The organism is Pseudomonas sp. F9001, from assembly GCF_013385435.1.
Classification (GTDB): domain Bacteria; phylum Pseudomonadota; class Gammaproteobacteria; order Pseudomonadales; family Pseudomonadaceae; genus Aquipseudomonas.
The window spans coordinates 30,832-46,913 of the sequence record NZ_JACAPX010000048.1; the positions used below are offsets into that span (position 1 = coordinate 30,832).

Sequence of the window (16,082 nt, forward strand, 5' to 3'; positions counted from 1 at the left end):
TAAAACCAAAAGCCCGGTATCGAAAGATATCGGGCTTTTTTGCATTTGATTATCGGCGTGTTATCTCAACTTGTGGCGAGGGAGCTTGCTCCCGTTGGGCTGCGCAGCAGTCCCGTTTTTGGGGCCGCTGCGCGTCCCAGCGGGAGCAAGCTCCCTCGCCACAGGTTAAAACAGTGTGATCAATTGCTGCGTAGTAGCTTGGCTTCCAGATGATCCAGATGCCGGGTCATCAAGTTGACGGCTTTGCCGGCATCGCCATGCTCCACCGCATCCACAATCGCCCTATGTTCCTGCCATGCGCAATACGTGCAAGCCTTGGCCTCAAACTGCGCAATCGCCAATGAGGTCAGCGGCACCAGGCTGTTGAGAAACTGTGCCAGCGGCGCGTTGCCCGCAATTGCCGCCAATTGCAGGTGAAATTCCCCGGAAAGGCGAATCGCCGGGCCACGTTCGTCACGCTCGATGCAGTCGCGCTCCCGTGCGATCAACTCCCGCAGTTGGCGGATCTGCGCCGGTTTCGCCTGGGCACACGCCAACTGCACCACGGTGATTTCCGTCAGGCGTCGCGCCTCGAGAATCTGCTGGGTCTGTTGTGCATCCGGTGCCGCCACCTGGGCGCGGTGGTTGGGCCGCAGGATGATCACTTGCTGGTGCGACAGCCGCGCCAGCACCCGGCGAATCACGCTGCGGCTGACGCCAAAACTTTGCCCGAGGCTCTCCTCGGTAAAACGGCTGGCGGGGGCGATGCGTTGCTCAAGAATGGCGTCGAACAGTGCCGGGTAGATGTCGTCCACCGAGAGTTTCGGCTTGCCCACCAGGCGCAACGGCGTAAAGGGGAAAGGGGTGTGCAGGGCGTGAGCGGTCATGCGCGGTCTCCTGGAAGTCAGCTACCCAGATGGTCATCCGGGATGTTCAAGCGAATGCCCATGCGCAAGCCTTCCTGCAGGATATGCCGGCGCATTTCGGCGCTGGCCAGGGCGCTGTTCTTGTTGCGGATCGCCCGCACCACGGCGTCGTTTTCCTGCAAGCGTTCCGCCAGGTGTTCGGGGGAGTTGCGCAGTACCTGGGCGCTTTGCTTGAGGGCGTTGCTGGTTTGTTGCACCACGTTCTGGAAGATCGGGTTGGAGGTCAGGGCGAACAGTTCTTCGTGGAACGCGATGTAGGCGTTCATCCCGGCTTCGCTGTCGCCGGCGTCGAGGGCTTCGCGCATGTCCATCAGGGTCAGGCGCAGTTGCCCGACTTCCTTGCTGCTGATGGATTGCGCCACTAAACCTACGATGAAGGGCTCGAGGGTGTAGCGCAGTTGCAGGATGTCTTCGAGGCTGGCGTCCGCCACGCCGCTGTCCTGGGCCTGGGATTCGCTGAGGGTGGTTTCCAGCACCACCACGCCCTTGCCGGGCATGGAACGTACCAGGCCGAGGGTTTCCAGCACGATCACCGCTTCGCGCAGGCTCGGGCGGCTGATGCCCATTTGCTCGGCCAGTTCACGCTGGCCGGGCAGCATCTCGCCGCGCCGCCACTGACCCCTCGCCAGGGCGGCGCGCAGTTTTTCTACCACTGAATTGACGACGGTTGACGAGGTGATCACGTGTGGCTCCCTATAAATTGGACTGTCTGCTTTGTGTGGCGAGGGAGCTTGCTCCCGCTGGACTGCGCAGCAGGCCCATTTTTTGGGGCCGCTTCGCGCCCCAGCGGGAGCAAGCTCCCTCGCCACAGGGGGTGAGTCAGTCTCATCAGAACTCTTGGTGGGCAGGCAGCACCGGTTTCTTGGCCTGGAAGGCATACCCTTGTTGCCCGTCCAGCACCTTGTTGGCGCGCTGGATATCGATGTCTTTTTCCCAGCGGGCGATGGCCACGGTGGCAACGCAGTTGCCGATCAGGTTGGTCAGCGCCCGGCCAATGCCCATGAACCAGTCCACCGCCAACACCAGCACCAGGCCCACCACGGGAATGGCCGGGATGGCGGTGAGTGTCGCCGCCAGAATCACCAGTGCCGAACCCGGAATCCCGTGGGCGCCCTTGGAGGTGATCAGCGACACCAGCAGGATGGTCAGCAGGTCGGTCATCGACAGCGGTGTGCCGGTGGCATTGGCGATAAACACGATGGCCAGGGTCAGGTAGATCGAGAAACCATCGAGGTTGAACGAGTACCCGGTCGGAATCACCAGGCCCACGGTGGAGCTGCCAATGCCGAGGTGCTCCAGTTTACGCATGATCTGGGGCAACACTGCATCGGAGGAGGCGGTGCCCATCACGATCAGCAGTTCTTCCCGCAGGTACTTGAGCAGCGGCAGCATCCGCAGGCCCGACAGGCGCATCACCAGGCCGAGAATTACCGCGACGAACAGGAAGCAGGTGAGGTAGAACAGGCCCACCAGGCTGCCCAGGTGTTGCAGGGAATCCAGGCCGTAGGTGCTGGTGGTGAAGGCGATGGCGCCAAACACGCCGATGGGCGCCAGGCGCACGATCATGCCCATGATGCGGAAGATCACGTGGCTCAGCTCGTTGATCAACCGAGAGATGCCGGAAGCGGCTTCGCCCACCAGGTTCAGCGCGCTGCCGAACAACACGGAAAACAACAGCACTTGCAGCACGTTGTTATCCGCGAAGGCGCCGATCACCGAGTTGGGGATCAGGTCCATCAGGAACTGGCTGGTGCCCTTGATGTGTTGGCCGCGGTCTGCCAGTTCATTCAGGCCGGCAGACGACAGTTGCTCCAGGTGGATATTGGCGCCGGTGCCGATCCCGGTGCTGAAGGCCATGATCAGGCCGATCACCAGGGCCACGGTGGTCAGTGCTTCGAAGTAGATCACCGACTTGAGGCCGATGCGCCCGACTTTCTTCAAGTCGCCGGCACCGGAAATACCGCTGACCACCACGCAGAAGACGATCAGGCCAATCAGCATTTTGATCAGCTTGATAAAGCCGTCACCCAGAGGTTTGAGTTGCGAGGAGAATTCGGGGAGGGCGAGGCCGCAGATTATGCCGATCACCAGGCCAATCACGACTTGCAGAAAAATCGAACGCGAGCACCATCTGAGCATGGGAAGGATCTCTATTCGGTGCCCTGGTGGGTCCAGGGCTTAATTGTTGTGGTCTGACCGGTATGTCCAGTGCGGGACCAGTCTACGCTCGGTTTTTTTCAAGTCGCAAGTAAATATTACGCGGATGGCAGGTCCCGGTCTGACCAGTTGGTCCGCAAGGTTCGTACTTGAGCGGTTGGCGGCCCGGAATTTTTTTCGCTTATCATCCCGGGCTTGGTTCACAGGGTGAGTTATGGATATTCCAGGATTGATCACGGACGCGGCGGGCGTCACCAGCTGTACGTGGCGCACGGCGGCGCCGGAGTACCCGGATTACCACGACCACGAATGGGGCGTGCCGGTGGCCGATGACATTGCGCTGTACGAGAAGATTTGCCTGGAAGGTTTTCAGGCCGGCATGGCGTGGATCACCATCCTGCGCAAGCGCGAGGCGTTTCGCCGGGCGTTCGAGGGCTTTGATTTTCGCCGAGTGGCGCAGTACACCGAGCAGGACATCGAGCGATTGATGGCCGACCCGGGCATCGTGCGCAATCGCGCCAAGATCGTGTCCACCATCAACAACGCCCGGCGCGCCTGTGAGCTGGTGGATGAGACCGGTTCGCTGGCGGCGTGGCTGTGGTCGTTTGAACCGGCCGCCGATGAGCGTCCGGCGGTGGTGGACATGGCGTACTGGACGGCCAACCCCACGTCAGCCGCGTCAACACGTTTGTCCAAGGCCCTGAAGAAACGTGGCTGGAGCTATGTGGGCCCGACCACGATGTATGCGTTCATGCAGGCGATGGGCATGGTCAACGACCACCTTGAAGGCTGTACCTGCCGGCCTCGAATCGAACACCTGCGCCACCACTTCAAACGACCCTGAGCCACTGACTGTGCGCGGTTAAAACTGTGGGAGCTGGCTTGCCGGCGATGGCGGTGGATCAGCAAACACAACTGTGTCTGATGCACCGCCATCGCCGGCAAGCCAGCTCCCACAGGAGGGTGTGGTGGCGCGGGTTAGTGGGGCAGCGGCGTGAGCACGTCGGCCTTGTCATCCATCACCATCACTACCAGCAGTTTCGCCGGTTGGGTCTGGCTGGCATTGCTGGATTCAAAGTGCCGCGAGCCGGCAGGTTCATAGAACGACTGGCCGACCTTGTAGGTGATCGCCTTTTCATCGTTGACCCGCGAGGTGATTGCACCTTCCAGCACATAGGCCACGGCCGTGCCGGTGTGGCTATGGGGCACGGTGGCCTGGCCCGGGGCGTAGTCCACGGTGAGCATCACGGTTTTCTTGCCGGGGACGTTGGCCAGGGCGTGTTCCTGCAACACGTTGATCTTTTCCTGGTTGTACACCGGGTCGTGGGCAAAGGCGCTTAACGAGGCCAGCAGCAGGGTGGTGCCGAGCAGTACTTTCATGGTGAGGCTCCGAGTGAGTCGAGACCCGTTCACCCTAGGCCCCGATCCGGATTTGACCAATAGCCAATCCGGCGGAAATTCCCTCAGCCAATCTGTCGCAGGATATCCCGCACCACGTCCAGCGCCGGGTCAATGTCCAGGGTTTCGATCGCGCCAAACCCGATCTTCAGTCCCTCGCGTACCGGTGTGTCTTGGAAAAACACGCTCAGCGGATAGAGCCCCACGTCAGCCTCCCGTGCCAATTGGGTGAGCTGCGGAATATTCACCGGCACCTTGCACAGCGCGGCCAGATGGAACCCGGCCACGGTGGGCACCACGTCGAACCACGGCGAGAGGTCCCCCGCCAGGCGCTGCAGAATCCGTTCCCGGCGCCCGGCATATACCCCATGGCAGCGCCGAATGTGCTTGAGCAGGTAGCCTTCGCTGATGAACTTGGCCAGGGCCCATTGCGGCAGGGTGGAGCTGTGCTGGTCGGTGAGTTGCTTGGCCTTGAGCACCGCGCCGAAAATCGCCGGCGGCAACACCGTGTAGCCCAGGCGCAACTCCGGCAGCAGGGTTTTCGAGAAGGTCCCGACGTAGGCGACCACGCCGCGGGTGTCCATGCTTTGCAGGGAGTCGGTGGGGCGGCCCTCGTAGCGGAATTCGCTGTCGTAGTCATCCTCGATCACGATGGCGCCCAACGCCAGCGCACGTGCCAGCAACGCCTCACGGCGCGGCACGCTCATGGGCATGCCCAGGGGGAACTGATGCGACGGTGTCACGTAGATCAGCCGCGTGCCGTCGGGAATCAAGTCGACCCGCAGGCCGTGTTCGTCCACCGGCACGCCCACCACGGTCGCCCCCATGGCGTCGAACATCAGTCGCACCGGGGTGTAGCCGGGGTCTTCCATGGCGACGACGGTGCCCGGTTCCAGCACCACGCGGGCGATCAGGTCAAGCGCCTGCTGGGCGCCGTTGGTGACTACGATGTCGTCTTCGCTGCACCTGACCCCACGGGAAAATGCGATATGCCCGGCGATTGCACTGCGCAGGGCCGGCAAGCCTTCCGGCCGGCTGTAGAAGCCGCTGTCCTGTGAGATACGGCGCAAGGCATCGAGGGTGCAGCGCCGCCATTCATCCTGGGGGAACTGGCTGCGGGCGGTGGCACCGCCGATAAAGTCCCGGCTCGGGCGGGTTTCACGGTTGGGGTGACCCATGGGCGCGGGAAGGGCTTGCCACTTGGCCAGGTTGGCGGCGCAGGCAAGGTCGGCGGCACTTTGCAGGTGTTCGCGGCGCGTGGCCCAGGCGTTGACGAACGTGCCACGGCCGATCCTGCCGACCAACAACCCTTCGTAGGTCAGCGCCGCGTAGGTGTCTGAGACTGTCTTGCGCGACACGCCCAGTTGCAGGGCCAGCAAGCGGCTGGGAGGCAATTGCGACCCGGCCACCAGTTGTCCCGACTCAATGGCCGTGCGCAATTGCTGGTAAAGCTGTTCGGCCAGGTCCTTGCGGCCCTTGATAACGACGTGCAGTTCCATGTTTCATCCAGAGGCAAGCAATCACCCGCAAGATTACCGCAAGTCACCCGCCAGCCGAATCAGGACAGGAAACCACCGTCTACATTCAGCGATACACCGGTGGTGTAGCTCGACGCGTCGCTGGCCAGGTACAGCACCGCGCCGGCCATCTCGCTCGGGTCGGCCACGCGCTTGAGGGGGATCTGCGCCAGGGCCATTTTCAGGATCGAGTCGTTCTTCACCAGCGCGGAGGCGAACTTGGTGTCGGTCAGGCCCGGCAGCAGTGCGTTGCAACGAATGCCGAACGGCGCGCATTCCTTGGCGAAGACTTTGGTCATGTTGATCACGGCGGCCTTGGTCACCGAGTAGATGCCCTGGAATACGCCCGGCGAAATCCCGTTGATCGAGGCCACGTTGATGATGCTGCCGCCACCGTTCTCGCGCATCAGCTTGCCGGCTTCCACCGACATGAAGAAGTAGCCGCGAATGTTCACGTCGACGGTCTTCTGGAATGCGCCCAGGTCGGTGTCCAGCACGTTGCAGAACTGCGGGTTGGTGGCGGCGTTGTTGACCAGGATGTCCAGGCGGCCGAACTGTTCGCGGATCGCGGCAAACACGTTGGTGATCTGGTCCATTTCGCCGATATGGCAGGCAATTGCCGTGGCCTTGCCGCCGTCGGCGATGATCGCGTCGGCCACGTGCTGGCAGCCGTCGATCTTGCGGCTCGACACGATCACGTGGGCGCCTTGCTGGGCCAGCAACTTGGCGATGGCCTCACCGATACCGCGGCTGGCGCCGGAAACGAAAGCGATCTTGCCGTCGAGGTCGAACAGTTGGGTCTTGGACATGGTTTTTCCTTGAAGAGGGTCAGAGGGAAGACTGTTTGATGACATTCAGGCTCATCTGCTCAAGCAGCTTGTTCATGTGAATGAACTGTGCAAAGCGTTTGTCCTGGGTCTGGCCATGGAAGAAGCGGTAGTAGATCTGCTGCACGATGCCGGCCAGGCGGAACAGGCCGTAGGTGTAGTAGAAGTCGAAATTGTCGATCTGGATCCCGGAGCGTTCGGCGTAGTAGTCGACGAACTGGCGGCGGGTAAGCATGCCGGGGGCGTTGCTCGGCTGGCGGCGCATCAGTTGCACCGGGGCCGGGTCGGCCGCTTCGATCCAGTAGGCGAGGGTGTTGCCCAGGTCCATCAGCGGGTCGCCGAGGGTGGTCAGTTCCCAGTCCAGCACGCCGATGATCTGCATCGGGTTATGCGGGTCGAGGATCACGTTGTCGAAGCGGTAGTCGTTGTGGACGATGCTCGAGGTGGGGTGGTCGGCCGGCATCTTGTCGTTGAGCCAGGCACGTACCGCTTCCCAGCTGGGGGCGTCGGGGGTCAGGGCTTTTTCGTAGCGGTCGCTCCAGCCGCGAATCTGCCGCTCCACGTAACCTTCGGGCTTGCCCAGGTCGGCCAGGCCGCAGGCGCTGTAGTCGACCTGGTGCAGCTCGACGAACTTGTCGATAAAGCTTTTGCACAAGGCTTCGGTTTTCGCCGCGTCCAGGCCCAGTTCTGGCGGCAGGTCCGAGCGCAGGATGATCCCGTTGACCCGCTCCATCACGTAGAACTCGGCGCCGATCACCGACTCGTCGGTGCAGTGCACGTAGGCCTTGGGGCAATACGGGAAACCGTCCTTGAGCTGGTTGAGAATCCGGTATTCGCGGCCCATGTCGTGGGCGGACTTGGCCTTGTGGCCAAAGGGCGGGCGGCGCAGTACGAATTCCTGGCCGGGGTATTCCAGCAGGTACGTCAGGTTGGAGGCACCCCCGGGGAACTGGCTGATTTTGACGCTGCCGCTCAAGCCCGGGATATGGGCCTTGAGGTAGGGATCGATGAGGCTGGCATCAAGTTCTTCGCCGGGGCGAATCTGGGTCGATTGGTCATTAAGCGCCATGCTTATCCCTTCTGCTTATTCTTAAGGCCTTGGACTATTGGCTAATCTAATGCGCGCGGCCGCCAAGCCACAAGGTTGGGGCGGCTTAATAGGTTAGCGTGTTGGCCGATGATCAGCGGGCTTGATGTGCTCAGATCATCAGAACTGCGCGCCCGCCGGGGTTGCAGGACAGGTTGGCACCGATTTCGACTTTTGCCAGGTCGATGCCCAGGCCGGCGAGCAGGTTATTGACCAGCGGGTCGAGGAGCGGGCTGAGCAGTCCGGAGATGATGCCGCTGAGCAGATTCAGTACGCCGGTGATCAGGCCGACCACCAGGTTCAGCACCAGCCCAATCAGTCCGCCCTGTGTCGGTGGATGGTTGATCAACTGGATGCCATTGAGGGTGTTGCTCAAGCTGCCCACCACGTTGTTGGAACTGAAACTGAAGTAATCCGGGGGGCTTTTCACCTCGGGCGGCGACAGGTAAGTGTGGTTCCGGACGGTCTTGGCCACGCTGCTGTCGATCTTCAGGCTGATGCCACCCACGCCATACGGTTGCCGGGGATCGCAGACACCGTTGCTACAGGTCTTCACCCCAAGGTCGAGTAATGGGAATTCGTCAACGTTCAGTGGTGCTGTGGAGGAAAACAGGTTTTTTGGGTCGATCTGGCCCACCATCAGCCTAACCGCCGAGGTGGTACCGAGCACCGACAAGGCTTTGTCCGCAGGCCCGTTGCAACGATATCCGGTGACCGTGCTGCTGCCGCTGGCGGCTTCCAGTGCTACATCGATTTGCTGGCCGATTTTGGGGTCAAAGGAGCTGCCTAACAAGAGGCCCACCAGCGCCGTTACCCCGCCCAGTAAATCGTTCACCGCGCCGATTGCCGGCAGTTTCACCGAGATCAACGTCCTGACTTGCGCGGTCCTGACGTAGATCGGCTGGGTGGCGATCAGCTTGGGGTTACCTATGGCGGAAACCTGCGCCGGTTCAATGACCTTGGTCTTGACCGTGATATTCAGCAGTCCCAGCACATCCACCGGCAACTCCACCGCGACCGCGTTGTACTTGTTCGACAGTTGCACAAACCCCTGGATCAGGTTGAACAGTTGCAGGTTAACGTCCAGGGCGCTCTTGTCGGTGCCGTTCTGGATGGTCAGCAGGTCGCCCAGGTGCAGGATCTTGGTGCCGGGTGCAATCAGCTTGATCGCTTCCAGGTTATTGATCACCACCTTGACCGCATCGCCCCCCAGCTTGAGTACATCTATCGCGGCCTGGATCAGATCGCCGACGCTGGCGTCGGTCTTGAGCAACTCGTCGTAGTTGCCGGCGCTGACCTTCAATTGAATCGCCAGCGCGTCCAGGTAACTGAGCAGGTTGATATCGGTATTGATCAGGCCCTTCCAGCCCACCGCATCGAGTTGCAATTTGCCCCCCAGCAGTCCGCCGATCAACGCATTGAGTGCCGCGGACTTGGTGCTGTCCACGGTCAGCAAGGTGCTGCGGATGGTCAGTACGGCCACCGGTGGCGCGGGCACGGCGGCCACGGCCACTGCCTGCAACCGGATGGTCGGCTCGAAAGGGCCGGTGGAGAGCAGCATGAACAGGCGGTTGGCGATACTGGTGACGACGCGGTGGGTGGCGATGACCTGGATCGCATCGGACCTTGAGGGATTGGGGCTGAAGGCGCGCATGAAGTCAGCCCCGGTGACCAGGGTGCCACAGGTGGTCGCCAGGGTACGGTCTGCGTTGAGCGGGAAATCATTGCGGGCTGCGCTTTGGATCGCGAATTGCGCGGCGTTGGTATTCGGCGTCACGCAGGCGCCGCCGCGGGTGACCACTTCCAAGGCCGCGGTGTCGGCAACCCGTTGCAGCTTGCGCTTTTCCAGGTACAGCCGGCCGCTGTCGACCACCAGCAACAGGAACAACAGTGCGATCCCCAGGGTCATCGCACCCATCAGTCCTATTGCGCCGCGTTGGCGGGCCGAGCCGGGTCCTTGGCAAACCATCCTGCGTTCCTTCGCCGGTCCAGTACCGGCATCCTGAGTATCCCCTCAGGCAGTGTAGTCAGGTTTTGGAGAATTTATGGCTATTGGCCATTATTTTCGCGGAGGCAGTGCCACGGGCGTCAGCACAGGGCGGCCGGCAAAGTATTCCAGCAGGTTGTCCGCCACGCGCTGCACGGTGTCATGGGCGGCTTCCGGTGACAGGCCGGCGACGTGGGGCGTGAGCACGGTATTGCTGAGGCGCTTGAGCGCGTCGGGCACGTTGGGTTCATCGTCGAACACGTCCAGTGCCGCGCCGCCGATGCGCCGTTGCTCCAGGGCGGTAATCAGGTCGGCGGTGACCACCACGCTGCCGCGGCCGATGTTTACCAGGAAGCCGTTGGGGCCCAGCGCGTCGAGGGCCTGGCGGTCGATCAAATGTCGCGTGCTGGCGCCGCCCGGGGTGGCCAGGATCAGGAAGTCCGAGGCCCGCGCCAGTTCCACGGCGGTGGCGCAGTAGGTGTAGTCCACGTCCTCGCGGGGCTGGCGGTTGTGATAACTCACCTCCATGCCAAAACCCAGGGCGGCCCGCTTGGCGATTTCCAGGCCCACGGCGCCCAGGCCGAGAATGCCCAACTGTTTGCCGGCCAGCGAAGGGCGCATTATCTTGGGCCATTCGCTGCGCCGTACTGCTGCGTCCGCCCGGGGAATGTCCCGCACCAGGCACAGCAGCAAAGCCATGGCGTGGTCGGCCACCGACGGCGCATTCACCCCGGCGCCATTGGTGACCACGATTCCACGGTTGCTGGCGGCTTGCAGGTCCACGTGTTCATACCCGGCGCCGATCACGCAGATGATCTCAAGCAGCGGCAGCGCGGCGATTTCCTCGGCGTACAGGCCCAGCGGGCCACGGGTCAGCACCGCCTGGACCTGCCCGCCGTGGGTCTTGATGGCCTTGGCGCGTTCGGCCGGGGTGGGCGCAAGAATCACGTGAAAGCCATTGCCTTCGATGATCGGCAGGTAGTCGTTGATGGTTTCAACCAGGACCAGAACGGTGACGGGCATGCGAGGGCTCTTCCTGAAGGGTTTGATGGCTTCAGTATGCGACATTTTGTCGGCACGAATCCCGTGTCTGGCGAAGAAAAATCCGACGCCCGCCGGGCATTGGTACTCCGGCGGGCGCTCCAGGTAGAGACGTCAAAAGCCGACATCGGCCGCCTTCACCCGCTGCACAAACGCCCCGGCCAGGGTGGCATTGTGATGTTCGATAATCGCCGCGGCCGATAACGCCGGAGTGTCCATGCACGTATGGCCATCCTCCGGCAGCAGCACCGAGAACCCCAGCTCTACGGCCACTCGGCACGTCGTGTCGATGCAGTACTGGGTTTTCATCCCGACGATCACCAGTTCATTCACCTGTGCCGCCGCCAGTTGCTGCGACAGCTCGGTGCCGAGAAAACAGCTGGGCCGGGTTTTATTGAAAACCGTGTCGCGAGCTTCATCAACCTCCAGTGCTGGCCATAGTTGCCAAAACGGGCTGCCCACCTCGATGGGCGAACCCGCAGGGCCGGTGTGACGTGCAGCGAAAACCGGCACGCCAGCGTGTCGGGCGCGCTGAATCAGCTGGTTGATGTTGTCGAGTACGCGCTGGCGTTCGTAGGGTTTTTCCGGACCATCGTACAGACCGGTCTGCATGTCGATGATCAGCAGGGCGGGGCGCTTGTTGTCAGGCATGGTACTGCTCCTCGTGTTTGCCAGATGGCGGAGCAATAAAAAGGCCCCGTCCATTGCTGGCGGGGCCTTGGGTAAATCCGGGTGGCTTAGTTTGCGCGCCACTCACCGCTACCACACGACCCGCCGGAAGCGGTCGTGGTGGTGGTGCGGGTGAGGGCCAGCTGAATAAGGTTCATGGGCCGATCATGCTGGCGCTGGCGTTTGGCTGTCAACGCGTCAGCCGAGGTTTTTTTCCGGGATCAGGAGATTCCTGGCGGCAGCGAGGAATTCATCAGACAGGCCGTTGCCTTTGGTCGCACGTGCCAGGGTGAGGGCGCCTACCATCATCGCGTACTGGGCAATGGCGGCCTGCCGGTCACCTTCGGGGGTTCCGGTGGCCTGGGTAGCGGCCAGGATGCCCATGGACGCTTCAAAGCCCCGGATAAAGCTGCGTTGCAACGCGCTGTCGGCGGCTTCATGGCACATCTCCCCGGCAAAAGCCGCAACCGGGCAACTGTCCCCGGGGTTGTCACGATTGGCGGCCGACAGATACGGATCAATCAACGCCAGGCGCGCAGCCTCGGGATCAGGGCTTTGCTCGACCCTGGCCTGCCAGCGCTCGCTCGATTGCTCGAATGCCCGGTTGCAGGCTTCCGTGGCCAGCGCCTCACGGGACTCGAAGTGCCCGTAGAAACCGCCATGGGTCAGCCCGGCGGCGGCCATCACGTCCGACACGCTGATGCCATGGATGCCCCGTTCACGAAACAGCCGCGTGGCGGCCTCGACGATGATTTCGCGGTTGAGTTCGGCTTGTTTGCGGGACACGCGTGGCATCGAGGGCTCTCTGGATCAGGTGGTGGCAGGGATGGGTGGCATCATAAAACGTTTAGCTGGCGTACTGCGCGATCCCGTTGCCGAACGACCAGTTTTCCTTCTTGACCTCCACCAGGCTGATAAACACATCTTCCAGGCGCACCGCCAGTTCACGGTTCAAGCTCTCGGCGATGGTCTTGTACAACAGCTTTTTCTGCTCGGTGCTGCGGCCTTCATTCAGGGTGATCTGGATGATCACCAGGTTGTCGGTGCGCTGGATGCCCAGGTACTCCGGGTCATAGATGAAGTGGTGTTCATCGTGCTCGGTGAGGATCTGGAAGTTGTCGTGTTCAGGCACGCCGATGGCCGTGTGCATGGCGTTGTAGATCAATACGCCGACGCGCTTGGCGTAGGTGACGTCGGGGTTTTTCCGAAGGTCGATGCGCACGATTGGCATGGCAGGTAGTCCAGTGAGAGGCGTGCCTTAAAAATACATGACGTGATGAATTTATAAAATAGATTTCTTATGAAATGTAAAATTGACGCTGCCGGAAACGTCTTCAATCCTCTGCACTGCACAACCATTCCTCAGCTAAGTCTTTGCTTCTTCAAGCGAATCCCGGACAATCGCGCCCCTGTTTCGGTCGTGGCGCTGCCTGTCAGGTTTTTCTGACTCGTCTCGACTGAGTGAATGCGGAGATCCGAACGGATGAATGATCAGGCCAATAGCGTCGACGAACGCTACGCAACGACACCTGCAACCCTCACAAGCTGGAGCCGCCAGGACACCACCTGGATGCTCGGCCTGTTCGGTACGGCCATCGGCGCCGGCACCTTGTTCCTGCCGATCAACGCGGGCCTTGGCGGCTTCTGGCCGTTGGTGATCCTTGCGCTGCTGGCATTCCCGATGACGTTTTTCGCGCACCGTGGCCTGACCCGCTTTGTGCTCTCGGGCCGTGAAGGCTCGGACATCACCGACGTGGTCGAAGAACATTTCGGCCTCAAGGCCGGCGCCGCGATCACCTTGCTGTACTTCTTCGCGATCTTCCCGATCCTGCTGATCTACAGCGTGGCGCTGACCAACACCGTGGGCAGCTTCATGGAGCATCAACTGCACATCGCGCCGCCTCCGCGGGCGATCCTGTCGCTGGTGCTGATCCTCGGCCTGCTGGCCGTGGTGCGGTGTGGCGAGCAGGTGATCGTCAAGGCCATGAGCCTGATGGTGTATCCGTTTATCGTCGCCTTGCTGTTCCTCGCCGTGTACCTGGTGCCGCACTGGAACGGCGGCATCCTCAGCACCGCCAGCACCGTGCCGGCCCCGTCGGCGCTGCTGCATACCCTGTGGCTGGCGATTCCGGTGATGGTGTTCTCGTTCAACCATTCGCCGATCATCTCGGCCTTTGCGGTGGACCAGAAGCGCCAGTACGGCGAACACGCCGAGGAACGCAGCTCGCAGATCCTGTCCCGGGCACACATCCTGATGGTAGTGATGGTGCTGTTCTTCGTGTTCAGTTGTGTACTGACGCTGTCGCCGGCGCAATTGGCCGAAGCCAAGGCGCAGAACCTGTCGATCCTGTCCTACCTGGCGAACCACTTCAGCAACCCGACCATCGAGTTCGCCGCGCCGCTGATCGCGTTTGTGGCGATTGCCAAGTCGTTCCTGGGCCATTACATCGGCGCCAGTGAAGGCCTCAAGGGCCTGGTGCTCAAAAGCGGCCGTCGCCCGGCTGCCAAGACTCTGGACCGCATGACGGCTGCCTTCATGCTGGTGGTGTGCTGGATCGTCGCGACCCTCAACCCTAGCATCCTCGGCATGATCGAGACCCTGGGCGGGCCGATCATTGCGTCGATCCTGTTCCTGATGCCGATGTACGCGATCCGCAAGGTACCGGCGATGGCCAAGTACCGTGGCCAGGCGTCCAACGTGTTCGTCACGGCGGTGGGCCTGGTGGCGATTACCGCGCTGATTTATTCGCTGGTGTCCTGACAGCACCCGGTTTCAGTGCAATGATCACGGCCAATTCGCAGACAGCGGATTGGCCGTTTTTTTTGCCAGGGAATTAGGGATTGAACACCAAGCCTGAGAGCGACACCACGCCGAACCGTGCACAAGACTTGCTGGCCGGCCTGTCCATCGCCGGCCTGTTGCTGCCCGAGGCCGTGGCCTATTCCAGCATCGCCGCGTTGCCGCCCCAGGCGGGCGTGATCGCCTTGTTTGCCGGATTGTTGTGCTACGGCCTGTTTGGCACCAGCCGCTTCGCGATTGTCTCTGCCACATCGTCCTCGGCAGCGGTGCTGGCGGCGGCCACGGCAACGCTGGCGGGGGATGACCCGGCACTCAGGCTGAGCCTGGCAATGGGCCTGGTACTGGTGACGGGGGCGTTTTTCCTGTTGGCCGGGATGCTCAAGCTGGGCGGGCTGACCTCGTTTATCGCCAAGCCGGTGTTGCGTGGCTTTGCCTTTGGCCTGGCGCTGACGATCATCCTCAAGCAGTTGGCCAGCGTGGTGGGCGTGCACCTGACCGACAACAACCTGATTCGCTTCCTGCCCCAGCTCCTGGAGCAACTGCCGCGCTGGAACTGGGCCGCCGCTGCCGTCGCGGGCGTCGCGTTGCTGCTGCTCTGGCTATGCGCGCGAGTTCGGCGCCTGCCGGGCGGGTTGCTGGTGGTGATCCTCGGGATTGCCGCCGGCCAGTGGCTGGATCTGCAGGCCCATGGCGTGGCGTTGATCGGCGTCATCGACCTGCGCCTGGAACTGGCGCATTTGCCGGTATTGCCGTTCGCCGACTGGCTGCGCCTGGGAGAGTTGGCGTTTGCCATGGTGATGATTCTTTACGCCGAGTCCTACGGCTCCATCAGCTCCTTCGCCCTCAAGCATGGTGATCGCGTGTCATCCAACCGTGACCTGCTGGCGCTGGGGGCCGCCAACCTGCTGTCCGGGCTGTTCCAGGGCATGCCCACTGGCGCCGGGTATTCGGCGACATCGGCCAATGAGGCGGCGGGAGCCAACTCGCGGCTGGCGGGCGCCGTGGCGGCGCTGGTGGTGTTGGCGATCGTGCTGACGGTGCTGCCTCTGGTGGCGCTGACGCCGGAGCCGGTGCTGGCCGCCATCGTCATTTACGCCTTGGGCCGTGGCTTGAGCCTGCAGCCCCTGGGCCGCTATTTCTCCTGGCGGCGCGACCGGTTGCTGGTGATTTGCGCGGTGGCAGCGGTGTTGGTGCTGGGGGTGCTGGATGGGTTGTTGGTGGCCGTCGGAATCAGCGTGGTGTTGATGCTGCGGCAGATGTCGTCGGCGGACGTGCGTGAGCTGGGGCGCATTGACGGCGGACATGATTTTGTCGACTTGCTGCATCACCCGAGCGCCGAACGGATCCCCGGTGTGCTGATCGTGCGGCCCAGTGAAGCGCTGTTCTTCGCGAATGCCGAGCGAGTGTTGGGGGCGGTGTTGAGCCTGATGCGGCACGCTACGTTACCGGTGCACACGGTAGTGCTCAGCCTGGAAGAATCCCCCGACCTGGACGGCACCAGCATCGAGGCATTGCAGGCATTTTTCGTACAGGTGCGAGGGGAGGGCAAATGCCTGGTGCTGGCCCGCGTACGGCATGAGGCGCAGGAGGTGTTGCAGACGCTGCCTGAGGCGTGTGCGCCCCAGGTGCTGATCAGCGGGTTGAGTGTCGATGGTGCAGTGCAACTCGCGTTGCAACCCACCGCCTGAATGCAA

15 protein-coding genes are annotated in these 16,082 nt (G+C 62.2%); 3 read left to right on the plus strand and 12 right to left on the minus strand.

All coding sequences use genetic code 11. The features are described from left to right. Positions 1-179: 179 nt before the first annotated feature. The 3 genes from HX818_RS29230 to HX818_RS29240 form a co-directional block, all read right to left on the minus strand. Complete coding sequence (locus HX818_RS29230) at positions 180-866, minus strand: GntR family transcriptional regulator (RefSeq protein ID WP_102369279.1); 687 nt, start codon at positions 864-866, stop codon at positions 180-182. A 17-nt stretch (positions 867-883) separates the two neighbouring features. After that, positions 884-1,588: a FadR/GntR family transcriptional regulator gene (locus tag HX818_RS29235; protein WP_003212959.1), complete on the minus strand. Its 705-nt coding sequence runs from the start codon at positions 1,586-1,588 to the stop codon at positions 884-886. 145 nt (positions 1,589-1,733) lie between these two features. Beyond that, on the minus strand, positions 1,734-3,044 hold the full coding sequence (locus tag HX818_RS29240) for a C4-dicarboxylate transporter DctA (protein ID WP_177021227.1): 1,311 nt from the start codon (positions 3,042-3,044) through the stop codon (positions 1,734-1,736). 232 nt (positions 3,045-3,276) lie between these two features. On the opposite strand from HX818_RS29240, the gene HX818_RS29245 reads away from it, so the two are divergent. After that, complete coding sequence (locus tag HX818_RS29245; RefSeq protein ID WP_102604667.1) at positions 3,277-3,906, plus strand: DNA-3-methyladenine glycosylase I; 630 nt, start codon at positions 3,277-3,279, stop codon at positions 3,904-3,906. Between the two features lie 134 nt (positions 3,907-4,040). Here HX818_RS29245 and HX818_RS29250 read toward each other — a convergent pair whose 3' ends face one another. The 9 genes from HX818_RS29250 to HX818_RS29290 form a co-directional block, all read right to left on the minus strand. Further along, positions 4,041-4,442 (minus strand): cupin domain-containing protein, encoded by a 402-nt coding sequence (locus HX818_RS29250; RefSeq protein ID WP_003210770.1) that lies wholly within the window; start codon positions 4,440-4,442, stop codon positions 4,041-4,043. Positions 4,443-4,525: 83 nt separating this feature from the next. Then, positions 4,526-5,959 (minus strand): PLP-dependent aminotransferase family protein, encoded by a 1,434-nt coding sequence (locus tag HX818_RS29255; protein ID WP_177021228.1) that lies wholly within the window; start codon positions 5,957-5,959, stop codon positions 4,526-4,528. 59 nt (positions 5,960-6,018) lie between these two features. Continuing rightward, positions 6,019-6,786 carry an SDR family oxidoreductase gene (locus HX818_RS29260; RefSeq protein ID WP_087692885.1) on the minus strand — a complete coding sequence of 256 codons (768 nt, stop codon included), beginning with the start codon at positions 6,784-6,786 and terminating at the stop codon, positions 6,019-6,021. Positions 6,787-6,805: 19 nt separating this feature from the next. Then, positions 6,806-7,873 carry a phosphotransferase family protein gene (locus tag HX818_RS29265; RefSeq protein ID WP_003210778.1) on the minus strand — a complete coding sequence of 356 codons (1,068 nt, stop codon included), beginning with the start codon at positions 7,871-7,873 and terminating at the stop codon, positions 6,806-6,808. Between the two features lie 130 nt (positions 7,874-8,003). Next, positions 8,004-9,860: a pilus assembly protein TadG-related protein gene (locus tag HX818_RS29270; protein ID WP_177021229.1), complete on the minus strand. Its 1,857-nt coding sequence runs from the start codon at positions 9,858-9,860 to the stop codon at positions 8,004-8,006. A gap of 90 nt (positions 9,861-9,950) precedes the next feature. Further along, positions 9,951-10,901 (minus strand): 2-hydroxyacid dehydrogenase, encoded by a 951-nt coding sequence (locus tag HX818_RS29275; RefSeq protein WP_087692887.1) that lies wholly within the window; start codon positions 10,899-10,901, stop codon positions 9,951-9,953. A gap of 132 nt (positions 10,902-11,033) precedes the next feature. Next, on the minus strand, positions 11,034-11,570 hold the full coding sequence (locus HX818_RS29280) for a cysteine hydrolase family protein (protein WP_177021230.1): 537 nt from the start codon (positions 11,568-11,570) through the stop codon (positions 11,034-11,036). A 216-nt stretch (positions 11,571-11,786) separates the two neighbouring features. Continuing rightward, positions 11,787-12,383 (minus strand): TetR/AcrR family transcriptional regulator, encoded by a 597-nt coding sequence (locus HX818_RS29285; RefSeq protein ID WP_177008205.1) that lies wholly within the window; start codon positions 12,381-12,383, stop codon positions 11,787-11,789. Positions 12,384-12,435: 52 nt separating this feature from the next. After that, entirely contained in the window at positions 12,436-12,819 is a 384-nt protein-coding gene (locus HX818_RS29290) for a tautomerase family protein (protein WP_003210790.1), read from the minus strand. Positions 12,820-13,071: 252 nt separating this feature from the next. Here HX818_RS29290 and HX818_RS29295 point away from each other — a divergent pair, with 252 nt between their 5' ends. Further along, on the plus strand, positions 13,072-14,349 hold the full coding sequence (locus HX818_RS29295; protein WP_102604662.1) for a serine/threonine transporter: 1,278 nt from the start codon (positions 13,072-13,074) through the stop codon (positions 14,347-14,349). Positions 14,350-14,429: 80 nt separating this feature from the next. After that, entirely contained in the window at positions 14,430-16,076 is a 1,647-nt protein-coding gene (locus HX818_RS29300) for a SulP family inorganic anion transporter (RefSeq protein ID WP_102604661.1), read from the plus strand. The last annotated feature ends 6 nt before the right edge of the window (positions 16,077-16,082 follow it).

Bases quoted from the DNA above. Each gene is read 5' to 3' on its own strand.
- HX818_RS29275 (WP_087692887.1), bottom strand. From the start codon at position 10,901: ATGCCCGTCACCGTTCTGGTCCTGGTTGAAACCATCAACGACTACCTG.
- HX818_RS29280 (WP_177021230.1), bottom strand. From the start codon at position 11,570: ATGCCTGACAACAAGCGCCCCGCCCTGCTGATCATCGACATGCAGACC.
- HX818_RS29230 (WP_102369279.1), bottom strand. From the start codon at position 866: ATGACCGCTCACGCCCTGCACACCCCTTTCCCCTTTACGCCGTTGCGC.
- HX818_RS29290 (WP_003210790.1), bottom strand. From the start codon at position 12,819: ATGCCAATCGTGCGCATCGACCTTCGGAAAAACCCCGACGTCACCTAC.
- HX818_RS29270 (WP_177021229.1), bottom strand. From the start codon at position 9,860: ATGGTTTGCCAAGGACCCGGCTCGGCCCGCCAACGCGGCGCAATAGGA.
- HX818_RS29250 (WP_003210770.1), bottom strand. From the start codon at position 4,442: ATGAAAGTACTGCTCGGCACCACCCTGCTGCTGGCCTCGTTAAGCGCC.
- HX818_RS29240 (WP_177021227.1), bottom strand. From the start codon at position 3,044: ATGCTCAGATGGTGCTCGCGTTCGATTTTTCTGCAAGTCGTGATTGGC.
- HX818_RS29245 (WP_102604667.1), top strand. From the start codon at position 3,277: ATGGATATTCCAGGATTGATCACGGACGCGGCGGGCGTCACCAGCTGT.
- HX818_RS29260 (WP_087692885.1), bottom strand. From the start codon at position 6,786: ATGTCCAAGACCCAACTGTTCGACCTCGACGGCAAGATCGCTTTCGTT.
- HX818_RS29285 (WP_177008205.1), bottom strand. From the start codon at position 12,383: ATGCCACGCGTGTCCCGCAAACAAGCCGAACTCAACCGCGAAATCATC.
- HX818_RS29255 (WP_177021228.1), bottom strand. From the start codon at position 5,959: ATGGAACTGCACGTCGTTATCAAGGGCCGCAAGGACCTGGCCGAACAG.
- HX818_RS29295 (WP_102604662.1), top strand. From the start codon at position 13,072: ATGAATGATCAGGCCAATAGCGTCGACGAACGCTACGCAACGACACCT.
- HX818_RS29265 (WP_003210778.1), bottom strand. From the start codon at position 7,873: ATGGCGCTTAATGACCAATCGACCCAGATTCGCCCCGGCGAAGAACTT.